Genomic DNA, 13,965 nt, shown 5'->3' on the forward strand with positions numbered 1-13,965 from the left:
CTCGAAAACTGGTAACTTTTTATTTTGAATAATTAATACAGGAAAGATTTCCGTTTTCATATAAATTGAACCGTGCACCGTCAATTGAATAGATAAGATGTATTATGGCTTGTGTATGGAACAGGTCTGCATGTTTCTATCCAATTTATATAGAAATCTTTCGTCTATTAACCGCATTAAGAAATAGGCGAAAAAAAAACATAAAGACCGGGACTAACCGGTCTTTATGGTGACCGCACATCGCAGGTGATTACTCGACAGTTTCTGGAACTTCGATGTCACCATCAGAGATTTGCTTTTTGAAGTCTTCTACCTGAGCCATGACGTCATCTGGAATCGCACCGCGTGAATCCGCAAGACCTACTCCATCTTCAGCCAAACCGTATACCAATGTTTCGCCGCCTGGGAATTCACCGTTCTGTGCTTGTTCAGAGATTTCGATAACTGCTGTTGATACGCCTTTAAGAACAGATGTCAACGTTACGTTCATGTCGCCAGTTTGTCCTTCGTCGTATTGGTCAGCGTCAACTCCGATAACCCAAACGTTTGCATCCGGATCTGCTTCTTTACGCTCTTTTGCTTCAGTGAACACACCGTTACCAGTTGCTCCAGCAGCGTGGAAAATGATATCCGCTCCGTTTTGGTACATCAAGTTAGCAGTTGTTTTCCCAAGCTCCGCTTTATCGAAAGCACCTGTGTACTGAACATCGACTTGTACGCTCGGGTCAGCAGCTGCTACCCCTTCAAGGAATCCTGCTTCAAAACGCTCGATTACTGGAATTTCCATCCCACCAACAAATCCAACTTTACCAGTTTCAGTCATCAATGCAGCAGCTACACCTGCAAGGAATGCACCTTCCTGCTCTTTGAAAAGAACGCTAGCAACGTTCGGCTGGTCAACGACTGCGTCGATGATTGCCAGTTGAGCATCCGGGTTTTGTGAAGCGATTTCGTCAATCGCACCTTCCATCAAGAAACCGATACCGAATACGACGTCGAAGTCACGGCGGATCAAGTTGTTCAAGTTCGTGTTATAGTCTGAATCAGACTGAGACTGAAGGTAGTCATACCCTTCTTTTTCTGTAAGACCGTTGTCTTTACCGAACTGTTGGATCCCTTCCCACGCTGATTGGTTGAATGATTTGTCATCCACGCCCCCAACGTCTGTGACCATCGCTACTGAGAAGTCGCTTGTCTCTTCAGTGTCAGCATCTCCACCGTTGCCGTTGCCATTGTCGTTTGTCGATGTGTCATCGTCGCTACCGCATGCAGCAAGCATCGTTCCAGCAGCAAGCATCAATGATAGACCTAAACCAAATTTACGTTTTGTCAATGTGATAACCCCCAAGGTTTTGATATTTTAGCAGGAATACATCGTCTTACACTCTTTTTCTTACTACGTGGAAGCTGAACTTGTCAGCCCTGAAATAATTCTTAGAATAGAGTACCATTCGATCTTCTTCATCGTAATGAAGCTGTTTTAACACTAGAAGCGCTGTTTCCGGGTCGCACTGCAGAATAGGTGAAGCGATTTCATGATAGCCTGCTGGATCGATGAAAGTCACAGCATAGGAGATCCGCGTCTTGCCGGATTCCTCGATTGCGGAAAACAAGGAACTCTCGGTTCGTTGCAGGAAATCTTCCGGCAAATCGGCTGACAGGACTTTGTCGATACAGTAGACGACCGGCTCTCCGTTCGCGGTGCGGACCCGTTCAATTGTAATTACAGGATCATCGTTCTTGCAATGAAAGCGGTTAACATCTTCATCAGAGGGAATAGACTCGGCTGTGCTTAAATAAATACCCCCGGGTTCCATACCTGCTTGGCGAATCATATCGGAGACACTGGTCAGCTGTTCAATACCGGACGTAAAGACCGGTCTCGGGTTGACGAATGTTCCGACGCCATGGCGTCTGACGATGATATTGTCCTCTTCCAGGAGACGGAGCGCTTCACGAAGAGTTGCTCGGCTCACCCCCAAGGTCTTTGATAGTTCAAATTCGGACGGCAGCTTCTCTCTCTCTTTATAAATACCCGCTGCGATGTCTTTTTTCATCCTGTCAATAACTTGAAGATACAATGCACGATGATCTGATTTGATTGTCATACGATTCACCACCCATGACAGAGATCAGACATCTGATGTAAAACGTTCCTACTAATCAGAAATACTATAACATTGATTGAAGTTTAAATAAATAGTGTTTTGATGATTTTCTTTATTTTTTATAGGCGGTCTTACACAAGTTGTAATCATTTTGTCATATTAAGCAGGAACAAATCATTATAATACTAGAAAAAATTATTGAAGTGAGGTCAAAAAAGTATTGGTTATATGTTATCCCGGGTGGATATATTTGGTCCAATTGATTCAGAAGAATAATTTGAATAGGGTTTGTTTTCGGACTTTAGGCTGTTTTTTAATATGTATTTCTTTTTATTTGGAAGATCGAAATGAGATGGAATAGAGAATGGGGTTGGGGAGAAGATTGAGGTGCGGATTGAGGCGAACTCCACTTGTCGCTTCGGACAGGGCTCCCGTGATAAGCCGAGCTGAAGGGCGCTCGTCTTCTCACTCCGCCCAGTCCAAACCAGCCACTCCGCTTTGGGTGTGGGTGAAGTTTTGGAGAGGATACATTTTGATGCGTTCTGTTGATTTCGTCGGCTATGTTGTTTGGCAGCTGACTGCGCAGGCCGCTGGTTCTATTGGCGGTGTGTAGCAATGTGAGGTCGGTTGTCGCAAAGGAGACCTCTTTTTTCGTCAGAGGGGCAAAAATAGGCGTAGTTTTTACCTCTATTCTGCAATTTCCGGCATTTCCGGCTCGAATAACAGGAATTTTTGCCTTTATATCGTCGAAAGTCGTTCAATTTGCCATCTCCGGAGCCAATAAGGGTATTTTTTACCCTTATTGGCTCTCATTTTACTCATTCCTTCAAGATAAGAGGAATTTTTACCGTTAAGTGATGGAACCGCAGATGGAAAAGTACTCCTCATGAAAGCGCGGGATACTGCTTTGCAACTTGAGGTGCGACATGCATGCTTGGCTCGCCCATTTTCAGGTGCCAAAAAATTGAATCGAGACTGTAATGTGATGATTCACGATTCAATTCTGTGACTCGCGACTAAATCCAGAATCAGTATGAAAATTGAAATTCTCACCTACTCCCTGACACCTTCTGTGAGAATACGACGATGGCTACTACACCTGAATCATCCAAATCACTAACATTCAATCCAACACCACTTATCGAAAGAGCTGATCCGGAATGGAAGAGCGAGCAAAGCATTGTCCGAACTTCCTTCGGCCATTACTTCGTTGGAGGGGCAAAGCTAAGACGGGCCCCTGCAGGTTGCGCAAGTGACCGAGGAGGCTAGAGGGCAAAGATATGCTCCTGCATCACTTCGCTAGCTTCGTCGCAAAGACATTGACCGATTTCCATTCGATCAACGTCTTCTCAGCGCCTCTAACGTGCGAAGCTCTGGAATGCAGGTCAGCCGGTCTCCTTTTCATCACACAAACAAAAAAAATAAACCCCAGCAAATTTCTCCGCTGGGGTTTGTCATTAGTACTCTTCTTGTTTTTGGACGAGGACGGTCCGGGGCTTGCTGCCTTCGTACGGACCGACGACACCTCTCAGTTCCATTTGGTCGATGATGCGTGCTGCGCGTGAGTAGCCGACGCGGAACCGGCGCTGGATCATCGAGACCGAGGCCGTTTGCATTTCGGTGACGAGTTGGACAGCTTCGTCGTACAGTTCATCCGTTTCTTCGTGTGGTGCGACTTGCTCCACTTCCGTCGGGATCATGTCTTCCTGGTACTGAGCTTTTTGCTGCTCGATGCAGAAGTCGACTACTTTCTCGACTTCTTCGTCTGACAGGAACGCACCTTGTACACGGACCGGCTTGGATTGGCCGGCGCCAAGGAATAGCATGTCTCCCCGTCCGAGCAGTTTCTCCGCTCCACCACCGTCCAGAATGGTTCTGGAGTCGACGGATGATGATACCGCAAAGGCGATACGAGAGGGAATGTTCGCTTTGATGACACCAGTGATGACGTTGACGCTCGGCCGCTGTGTCGCAATGATGAGGTGGATACCAGCTGCCCGCGCCATTTGTGCAAGGCGTGTGATGGAATCTTCCACTTCGTTCGACGCGACCATCATCAAGTCTGCAAGCTCATCGACGATAACGACGATGAATGGCAGTTTCGGATGTTTTTCTTCGTTTTCATCGTTGAATGTCTGGACGTAGTCATTGTACCCTTGGATATTTCTCGTGCCAGTGTGGGAAAACAATTCGTAGCGCCGCTCCATTTCAGAGACGACCTTCTTCAATGCTTGTGCCGCTTTGCGCGGATCCGTAACGACTGGTGCGAGCAAATGCGGAATGCCGTTGTAGACATTCAGCTCGACCATTTTCGGGTCAATCATCATCATTTTCACTTCATGTGGTTTTGCGCGCATGATGATACTTGTGATGATGCCGTTAATACAAACGGACTTCCCGCTCCCCGTAGAGCCGGCTACGAGAAGGTGAGGCATTTTGTTCAGTTCGGTCATGACTGCTTTGCCCGTAACGTCGCGGCCGAGGCCGAACAGTAATTTCGAGTCCGGCTTGGCGTTTTCTTCGGATTCGAGCACTTCGCGCAAGGAGACGATCGCGACTTCCGAGTTCGGAACTTCGATGCCGATTGCTGATTTCCCAGGGATTGGTGCTTCGATGCGGATGTCTCTTGCGGCAAGCGCAAGTGCGAGGTCATCGTGAAGCGAGACGATTTTGCTTACTTTGACGCCTGTATCCGGCAAGACTTCATATTTCGTTACGGCTGGTCCTAAGTGGACTTGTGTCACTTTTGCCCGCACGCCGAAGCTTTGGAATGTTTTCTCGAGCTTTTTGACGTTTTGCTGGATGCCCGTATATTCTCCACTCTGGTCGCTATGCGGTGGCGCTGCAAGCAGTTCAATCGGTGGCAGTTGATACTCTTCGTTTTCTTGTTCCTCTGCTGGTGTCAGGAGGATCGGACTTGGGTCCAGGTCATCTTCTGGTTCATCCATTCCAGCTGGCCCTTCCTGAGGTGGTTCCGGCTCCATTTCCCTCTCCACTTCCGGCTTCACTGCCGGACGGACATTTTCGGTGAATGCCGAAATGATAGGTTCTTCGTGATCTTCATACGTCAAGTCACTTTCTACCAGTACCGGATCATTGTCGAACGTCAGCTGTACTTCTCCATTTGCTTTCAGCTTCGCTCTTCTTTCGCGCGGCTTCCGTTTCGCCGGTTTCATTTTGCCGACCAGTTTTTCAAGCACTGGGCGCAGTGCAGGGATTTTCTCTGCAATGTACGGCGCTGCTGCTTTACCGCTCAAAATGATTCCGCCAATCGATAGAAGTAAAATTGCAACGATCCACGTGCCTGCTGTGTCGAACAGCAGATGGAAAATGCTATATAAGAATGCACCTATGATTCCGCCGCCTGTGGCTGTGTAGGCGGTGACGAGCGTGCCGGTGAAGCGTGTTGCGCCGAGCGTTTCCCTCATAACGTTGGAGGAAGTGATCGGCAAGATCGTTCCCATCGCCCATATAAGATGGCAGACCAGCAGAATTCCAGTTCCAATCAAAAGTGCACTGATAGCCACTTTGAAGCGGATTGAAGGTCGTTTCCGTTTCACCATAAGATAGAGTGCCAGGGCGAACAATGCGAATGGTAAGACGATTGCCATATAGCCTAGCAGCATTTCAGCGGCATTCGCTAGGATTCTTCCGACGAGGCCGAGCTGGAACAGCATAAGTACAGAAGCGACGATCAAGACGAGACCGGCCACTTCATACCAAAGCACCTGGGACTTCTGTTTTTTCTTTGTCCGCGGCTTTGCTTTCGCTTTTGCTTTGGTTTTGTTTTTTCCTTTCGGACGGCTCTGTGCCATAATTTCCCCCTCTTTTCCATGCTGTGACGTAAGCATCCGTTTTTCCAATTCATGTGAAAAAGGATTTCCGCCCCATATCCGGCTTGGAAATCCTTCCACTTTAGTTCTTAATACTCCATGATGATCGGGATGATCATCGGACGGCGTTTTGTTTGCTGGAATAAATAAGAATTCAGCGTGTCCCGAATTTCCTGTTTGATGTTATTCCATTCGAACGCGTCTTTCGCGACGTACTTCTCGACGATTTTTGTGACAAGCTTCGTCGACTCGTCCATCAATTGCTCAGATTCGCGCACATAAACGAATCCTCTTGAGATCAATTCCGGACCGGAAGCGATTTTCTTCTGCTTGCGGTTCAATGTCACGACGACGATGAAGATTCCGTCTTGTGAAAGAAGTTTACGGTCACGCAGGACGATATTCCCTACGTCTCCGACTCCGATTCCGTCGATCAGGACGTTGCCTGCAGTGACGCGTCCGCTCATCCGGACTTTGCCGTTCTTGTATTCGACGATATCGCCTTTGTCCGCGATGAAAATATCGGACTTCTGGATCCCGACTTGCTGTGCCAGCTTCGAGTGGCCGATCAGCATTTTGTATTCGCCCTGGATCGGGATGAAGTATTTCGGTTTCATCATGTTCAGCATCAACTTCAAGTCTTCTTGGCTGCCGTGTCCTGAGACGTGTACTTTGCGGTTGGATGTCAGTACAGTCGCTCCGGCTTTTGCCAATTTATTCATCGTTTGATACATTTGCACTTCCATGCCCGGTGACGGCGTGAACGTAATAAGGACTGTATCTGTTTCTTTGATGCGCACATCTTTATGCTGCTTGCGGATCATCTTCTCCAACGCTTCCAAAGGTTCTCCTTGATTGCCTGTTACGATGACGACGACTTCACGGTCATCGTACTTGTCTAAATCTTTAATGGAAATGACGGTTTCTTCGTCCACTTCCAAATAGCCAAGACGCAATCCGACTTCATAGCTGTTTTCCAAACTTTTCCCGACAACTGCCACTTTCTTGCCTGTCGCACTTGCGATGTCGAATACTTGCTGGATCCGGATGAAGTTCGATGAATAAAGCGATACGAGAATACGGCCTTCAGCTGAACGGAATGCTGACATGATGTGGTCAGCAACGACGGTCTCGGACGTTGTATAACCCGGACGTTCTGCTTCAGTCGAGTCAGACAACAGCATCAAGACGCCATCTTCTCCGAGTTTCGCCATTTTCGCGATGTCTGGACGGTAAGCACCTTTTACAGACTGATCGAATTTGAATTCCCCAGTGTGAACGATTGCTCCTTCAGACGTGTGGAACACGATCCCGAACGAATCCGGAATACTGTGCGTCGTATGGAAAAACGTCACGTGTGTTTTGTCGAAGTTCATTCTGCTTTTGTTCGTCACTTCGAAGAACTTGTAGTTTTTCAATGAGCCTTGCCCTTTGACATGCTCTTTTGCCAATGCGATCGTCAATTTCGATCCGTATACAGGCGCTTGTACTTTCTTCAATAAATACGCGATAGACCCGATAGCATCTTCGTGGCCATGCGTCAGGAAAATCCCTTTTACGCGATCTTTATTTTCTTCAAGGAACGTCATGTCCGGGATGACGATGTCGATACCGAGCATCTCATCTTCCGGGAACATCAGGCCGCTATCTACGATGAACAAGTCTTCGTCGATATCGATGACGTACATCGCTTTCCCGATTTCTCCGACTCCTCCGAGCGGGATCACTTTAATTACTTCATTTTTAATTTTACTCACATTATTTCCTCCTACTTTAATTTCACCCGTACACATCCATAAAGTTCATTATACGTGAATGGGGCGTGACATGTCCAAACAAAAAAGGGAACGATCCGCGGAAAGCGGTCTGCTTTTGCACTTTTCCGGCTACAGCGCGCGGAAAATGGAAAAAGGCCGCTTACAAGTCTGTGGAATCGGACTTGTAAGCAGCCTTCTTAACATAGATACGGATTCGATTAGTTGAAGCTCTCGACGAATGCTTCGGCGATTTGGACTGAGTTAAGTGCAGCGCCTTTGACCAAATTATCCGAGACGATCCACAAGTGGAAGCCGTTCGGATTGTCGAGATCTTTACGGATCCGTCCGACAAATACTTCGTCCAGGCCTTCGCTTAGGAGCGGCATCGGATACACTTGGTTCACCGGGTCGTCCTGCACTTCGACGCCAGGTGCGCCAGCCAGTGCATTCCGGAACTCAGCAAGTGATGGTGCGCCGTCCAATTCCACGTAAACGGATTCGGAGTGGCCTGTCACGACCGGCAGACGTACGCATGTCGCAGCTACTTGAAGCGTGTCGTCATGCAAAATCTTCTTCGTTTCGTTGATCATTTTCATTTCTTCAAACGTATAGCCGTTGTCTTCGAATAAATCGATCTGCGGGATGACGTTGTAGGCGATCGGATAGTGCTTCTCTGCAGATTTGACCGGCAGGATTTTCGCATCAGCCGTCTTTGCCTCTTCGTAATCAGCCGCTTGGTTTTGCAGTTCGTCGATCGCGTCGATTCCCGCTCCGGAAACAGCCTGATACGTCGAGACGATGACTTTTTTCAAGCCGAACTGTTCTTTCAGCGGTTTCAATGCGCAAACCATTTGGATTGTCGAACAGTTCGGGTTGGCGATAATGCCTTTATGCTTACCGATATCTTCTTTATTCACTTCCGGAACGACAAGTGGAACTTCGGGATCCATGCGGAAGGCGCTTGTGTTATCGATGACCAATGCACCGTGTTTGACTGCTTCTGCGGCCAATGCCTTCGATACACTGCCACCTGCACTGAATAGAGCGATATCGATTCCTTTGAATGATTCAGGAACCGCTTCTCTCACTGTATATGTTTTTCCATTGAATTCGATCTCCGTACCAGCGGAGCGGCTTGATGATAGGAAAACGATGCGGTCAATCTTTAATTTCCGCTTTTCAAGTTGTTTCATCATTTGTTGGCCTACTGCTCCAGTGGCACCGACAATTGCTACGTTTACTGTTTTCACCCTATTCTCTCCCTTTCGTCTATTTGCATTATTGTAACATAATTATGTGTAGGATCGGGAGCCGGGATTTCTAAAGCAACCTTTAGTGGGCGCTGACAATAGAAACTGCCGGTTCAGTGAAGTTTTCCTTGAGCATCTTCATGACTTGTTCCTCTGTTACCGCATCGATTTTGCGGAGTGCTTCTGCCGGCGCTTCTAACTTTCCAAGCAGCAATAATTGTCTGCCATTCCGGCTCATACGGGCACTCGTGCTTTCAAGTCCGAGCAGAAGACTGCCTTTCAGCTGTTCCTTCGAGTCTTCAAGCTCCGTTCCTTTGATACCTTCGTTGCGCAATTTCTCAATCGTCGTACCGATGACTTCACGCAATTGTTCCAGCTGATCGTTTGCTGTACCGGCGTAGATGGCGAACGTACCGTGGTCGTCGTACGCGGAGTGGTACGAGTAGATGGAATAGGCAAGGCCCAGCTCTTCCCGAACTTCCTGGAACAACCGGGAACTCATCGTGCCGCCGAGCAGATTGTTCAAGACCGCTGCCGAGAAAATTTCTTCATCAAGCAGACCGGCTCCCGGGAAGCCCAGGCAAAGGTGCGCTTGTTCCGTATCTTTTTTCTTCATCGATGTACCAGTCACGAATACAGGCGTTTGCTGCGGCTCTTCCATCCATTGTCTTTCGAATGTACCGAATTTTTTTTCGATCAGCTCGATCAACTTTGGCTGGATCCGTCCCGCTACAGAAATGACCGTGTTCTTCGGAATATAGTGTCGCGCCATGAAATCGCGGATGACCGGCGCATTGAAGCTTGCCAGTGTTTCTTCCGTTCCAAGAATCGGTGCTCCGATTGAATTGCCCGGGTACATGACCGCCCACAGTTGTTCGTGGACATCGTCGTCCGGCGTGTCTTCTGCCATATGGATTTCTTCGAGCACCACTTGGCGTTCTTTAACGATTTCATCTTCGTTCATAACGGAGTTGAAGTACATGTCCGCCAAGACATCGACAGTGCGCTCCGCATGTGCGCTCAAGACTGTCGCGTAGTAGCATGTGTACTCTTTCGACGTATAAGCATTCATGTCGCCACCAATGCGGTCGAATTCGCGCGCGATGTCTTTTGCCGAACGCTTCACGGTCCCTTTGAATAGCATGTGTTCGATGAAATGGGTCAGCCCATTTTCATGTGGGGCTTCGTTTCGTGATCCCACTTGCACAAAAACCCCGACCGAAGCCGACTGGGCGTGTGGAATATTTTCTGAAACAATGCGCAGACCATTGGCGCATTCGTGAATATCGATCAAGTGAAATTCCTCCTGTCTAAAATGGCTTCCTGGGACCTGTGCCTTTAGAAGCCTGCAAATAACAAAAAAATTGCCAACGAATGCTGGCAATTTGATTTGTCGATTATTGTGATTCGTCTTTGCCGGCAGCTTCTTTCTCTTCTTTCAAGACTGCTTTCCGGGAAAGGTTGACGCGTCCTTGACGGTCGATTTCGATGACTTTGACTTTCACGATATCATCCAGCTTCAAGACATCTTCCACTTCTTTCGTTCGCTCTTCTTGGATTTCAGAAATGTGGAGAAGGCCATCTTTGCCTGCGAACAATTCTACGAACGCGCCGAACTTCTCGATGCGTTTCACTTTGCCTTCGTAATATTCGCCAACTTTCGCTTCGCGGACGATGTTTTCGATCATTTCTTTCGCTTTCGCGTTCATATCCTGGTGAATCGAGGAAATGAAGATCGTTCCATCTTGTTCCGTATCGATCTTAACGCCAGTTTCATCAATGATTTTATTGATGACTTTTCCGCCAGGTCCGATGACATCGCGGATCTTGTCTGGGTTGATTTTGACCATGATGATCTTCGGCGCATACTCGGAAAGTTCCGTGCGTGGCGCAGCAAGCGTCGCGACCATCGACTCAAGAATGTGCAGACGCCCGACTTTCGCCTGTGCGAGTGCTTCTTCAAGGATGTTGCGTGACAATCCTTCGATCTTGATATCCATTTGTAGCGCAGTGATCCCTTCAGCCGTACCGGCTACTTTGAAGTCCATGTCGCCAAGATAGTCTTCCATGCCTTGAATGTCCGACAGAACCGTGTAGTTGTCGCCCATTTTGACGAGGCCCATAGCGATTCCTGCAACAGGTGCTTTGATCGGTACCCCTGCATCCATCATTGCGAGTGTCGATGCACAAATACTCGCCTGAGAGCTGGAGCCGTTCGATTCCAGCACTTCCGACACAAGACGGATCGTGTACGGGAAGTCTTTTTCATCCGGAATGACCGCTTCAAGCGCACGCTCACCAAGTGCGCCGTGACCGATTTCGCGACGTCCAGGTGCGCGGAGAAAACCTGTTTCTCCAACAGAAAAATGCGGGAAGTTGTAATGGTGCATGAAGCGTTTCGACTCTTCCATGCCAAGGCCGTCAATGATTTGAACGTCGCCAAGTGCGCCAAGTGTCGCGATGCTAAGTGCTTGCGTTTGTCCACGCGTGAACAAACCTGAACCGTGCGTACGTGGAAGAATGCCTGTTTCAGAAGCCAACGGACGGATTTCAGCTGGCGTACGGCCATCTGGACGCACTTTCTCCTCCGTGATCAAACGACGGACTTCGTCTTTGACCATTTTATCAAGGATTTTTGCCGCTTGTTTTTTCACTTCATCTTCAGATTCTTCGTATTCGACCATAACGTTCGCTTTCACTGCGTCAATCGCTTCGTTGCGTGCTTGTTTTTCTTGTACTTGAACAGCAGCGTTCATGTCCGCTTCAACAGAAGACACGATTTTCTCTGTCATTTCTGCATCCAATTCGTCAAGGACGACTTCCATTTTCTCTTTGCCGACTTCAGCAGCGATCTCTTCCTGGAACGCGATCAAACGCTTGATTTCTTCATGACCGAACATGATTGCTTCAAGGATCGTTTCCTCGGATACTTCCTTCGCTCCCGCTTCTACCATGTTGATGGCATCTTTCGTCCCTGCAACCGTCAAGTTGATCGAGCTCTTCTCAAGTTGCGCGTTCGTCGGGTTGATGATGTATTCACCGTCAACCAGACCGACGATGACACCAGCGATCGGGCCGTCGAATGGAATATCGGAAATCATCAAAGAAAGTGAGGAACCGAACATGGCTGCCATTTCAGAAGGGCAGTCCTGATCGACAGACATGACCATGGAAATGACTTGCACTTCGTTACGGAAACCGTCCGGGAATAGCGGACGGATCGGACGGTCAATCAGACGGCTGATCAATGTCGCCTTCTCTGATGGACGTCCTTCACGTTTGATGAAGCCGCCCGGGATTTTCCCGACTGCGTAAAGGCGCTCTTCGTAGTTTACTGTAAGCGGGAAAAAGTCCAGTGGTTTCGGTCCTTTTGAAGCCGTTGCAGTAGATAGTACTGCCGTATCTCCATAACGGATCAATGCAGCTCCGCCTGCTTGCTTAGCCAATTGGCCCACTTCGACCTGCAGTTTACGACCTGCCCAGTCCAGCGTGTAGATTTTTTTTGTTTGCTCCATAATCGAGCTCCTCTCATGCGTTAAATACTCAGATATATGTACCTTTAAGTAGTGTATCAAAAATGACTGCACGATGCGAATGCAGATTCGTTTTTTTCCATAAAGAAAAAGCGGGACGAATCCCGCTTTCCTCAATTGCTATTATCGGCGCAAGCCCAGTTTTGCGATAAGATCACGGTAACGAGCTACGTCATTTTCGCGAAGGTACTTAAGCAAGTTCCGACGGCGACCGACCATTTTGAAAAGACCACGGCGTGAGTGGTGATCTTTCTTGTGTGTACGCAAATGTTCATTCAAGTTGTTGATGTCTTCTGTAAGAATGGCGATTTGAATCTCTGCAGAACCAGTATCGGTTTCGTGCACTTTGTATTCGTTGATCAACTCATTTTTACGTTCTTGAGTGATTGCCATACTGTTCACCTCCTGATTATAATATCCCCAATTACCCAGCGGACGTTGGTGACTCGTTCAGCCAAGCAATGGTTCATGCTTCTAGGGCACTTATAAATAATAGCATAAAGAATTGTAGGACGCAACCGGTCCGGTCAGCGGTTTTCGTTAAAAAATCCGATCACGGTCGCTTTGTCTTTCTCGATCTGCGCTTTCAATTCATCGATCCCCGCGAATTTCTGTTCGCTACGGATCCGCTCGTACCATTCCACTTCGACTTCTTCTCCGTAAATCGATTGCTCGAAGTCGAGGATATACACTTCGACGGTCCGTTTCGCGTGTTCGGGGTCGTTGAATGTCGGCTTAACGCCGATGTTGCAGACGCCGTCATACCAAACGCCTTGGACGAAGATGCGCACCGCATAAACGCCACCTGCTGGAACGAACGAACCATGTTCAGGTTCCACGTTGGCTGTCGGAAAGCCGATTGTGCGCCCACGCTTGTCTCCGTTCACGACTGTGCCTCGGATCGTATGCGGACGGCCGAGGAGTTGTGCTGCCTGCAAGACGTCCCCTTCCTGCAGGAGTCCCCGGATGCGTGTCGAGCTGATTTTCTCAGCTGCCGACTCCTGCTTTTCCACAGTCGTGACGCTGTACTTGCCGTCACTTTCCGCTTCCAGCAGTGCCATATCCCCTTTGCCGAACTTGCCGAATGTATAGTCGAACCCTGCTGTGCAGTGAACGACACCGAGCTCTTTGACGAAGTGTTCGATGAATGCTTCCGGCGTCAAATTCGCCAGTTCCGAAGTGAAACGGACGATGAAGCAAATGTCCACGCCTTGTGCTTCGAGCAACTCGATTTTATGCGACAGCGGCGTGATGTAGAGAAGACATTCTTTTCTTCCGCCAAGCACGAGCGACGGATGTGGATCGAATGTCATAACGGCCGATTTGATCCCGCGTTCTTCCGCTGTCTTCATCGCCTGGCCGATCACTTGCTGGTGCCCGCGGTGGACACCGTCGAAAAATCCGAGCGCAAGTGAAATCGGACCGAGTGATTCAGGGATAGTCAATTGGTTCGGATAACTTAAATGAATAATTTCCATAGTGCA

9 protein-coding genes are annotated in these 13,965 nt (G+C 48.4%); all 9 read right to left on the reverse strand.

Annotated features, from left to right (window positions below; translation table 11 throughout):
• Positions 1–250 precede the first annotated feature (250 nt).
• Entirely contained in the window at positions 251–1,333 is a 1,083-nt protein-coding gene (locus GIW82_RS04080) for a BMP family lipoprotein (RefSeq protein ID WP_154748612.1), read from the reverse strand.
• Positions 1,334–1,379: 46 nt separating this feature from the next.
• Positions 1,380–2,108 carry a GntR family transcriptional regulator gene (locus GIW82_RS04085; RefSeq protein WP_154748613.1) on the reverse strand — a complete coding sequence of 243 codons (729 nt, stop codon included), beginning with the start codon at positions 2,106–2,108 and terminating at the stop codon, positions 1,380–1,382.
• Between the two features lie 1,457 nt (positions 2,109–3,565).
• Positions 3,566–5,923, reverse strand: coding sequence for an FtsK/SpoIIIE family DNA translocase (locus GIW82_RS04090; protein WP_154748614.1), 2,358 nt, complete (start codon positions 5,921–5,923; stop codon positions 3,566–3,568).
• 107 nt (positions 5,924–6,030) lie between these two features.
• Positions 6,031–7,698, reverse strand: coding sequence for a ribonuclease J (locus GIW82_RS04095; protein ID WP_370455993.1), 1,668 nt, complete (start codon positions 7,696–7,698; stop codon positions 6,031–6,033).
• Positions 7,699–7,916: 218 nt separating this feature from the next.
• Positions 7,917–8,948, reverse strand: coding sequence for an aspartate-semialdehyde dehydrogenase (locus GIW82_RS04100; protein ID WP_370455994.1), 1,032 nt, complete (start codon positions 8,946–8,948; stop codon positions 7,917–7,919).
• An 82-nt stretch (positions 8,949–9,030) separates the two neighbouring features.
• Positions 9,031–10,242: a M16 family metallopeptidase gene (locus GIW82_RS04105; RefSeq protein WP_154748616.1), complete on the reverse strand. Its 1,212-nt coding sequence runs from the start codon at positions 10,240–10,242 to the stop codon at positions 9,031–9,033.
• A gap of 103 nt (positions 10,243–10,345) precedes the next feature.
• The gene (gene pnp, locus GIW82_RS04110; protein ID WP_154748617.1) at positions 10,346–12,463 is read right to left on the reverse strand and encodes a polyribonucleotide nucleotidyltransferase; all 2,118 of its coding nucleotides are present in this window, start codon (positions 12,461–12,463) and stop codon (positions 10,346–10,348) included.
• A 141-nt stretch (positions 12,464–12,604) separates the two neighbouring features.
• Positions 12,605–12,874 carry a 30S ribosomal protein S15 gene (gene rpsO / locus GIW82_RS04115; RefSeq protein WP_154748618.1) on the reverse strand — a complete coding sequence of 90 codons (270 nt, stop codon included), beginning with the start codon at positions 12,872–12,874 and terminating at the stop codon, positions 12,605–12,607.
• Between the two features lie 134 nt (positions 12,875–13,008).
• Positions 13,009–13,959, reverse strand: coding sequence for a bifunctional riboflavin kinase/FAD synthetase (locus tag GIW82_RS04120; protein WP_154748619.1), 951 nt, complete (start codon positions 13,957–13,959; stop codon positions 13,009–13,011).
• Positions 13,960–13,965: the final 6 nt, after the last annotated feature.

The sequence above is a fragment of the Planomicrobium sp. YIM 101495 genome (assembly GCF_009707665.1).
In the GTDB taxonomy this organism is placed as follows: domain Bacteria; phylum Bacillota; class Bacilli; order Bacillales_A; family Planococcaceae; genus Planococcus.

Excerpts from the sequence above, each read along its gene's own strand:
- GIW82_RS04120 (WP_154748619.1), bottom strand. The coding sequence starts at position 13,959 with ATGGAAATTATTCATTTAAGTTATCCGAACCAATTGACTATCCCTGAA.
- pnp (WP_154748617.1), bottom strand. The coding sequence starts at position 12,463 with ATGGAGCAAACAAAAAAAATCTACACGCTGGACTGGGCAGGTCGTAAA.
- GIW82_RS04085 (WP_154748613.1), bottom strand. The coding sequence starts at position 2,108 with ATGACAATCAAATCAGATCATCGTGCATTGTATCTTCAAGTTATTGAC.
- GIW82_RS04090 (WP_154748614.1), bottom strand. The coding sequence starts at position 5,923 with ATGGCACAGAGCCGTCCGAAAGGAAAAAACAAAACCAAAGCAAAAGCG.
- rpsO (WP_154748618.1), bottom strand. The coding sequence starts at position 12,874 with ATGGCAATCACTCAAGAACGTAAAAATGAGTTGATCAACGAATACAAA.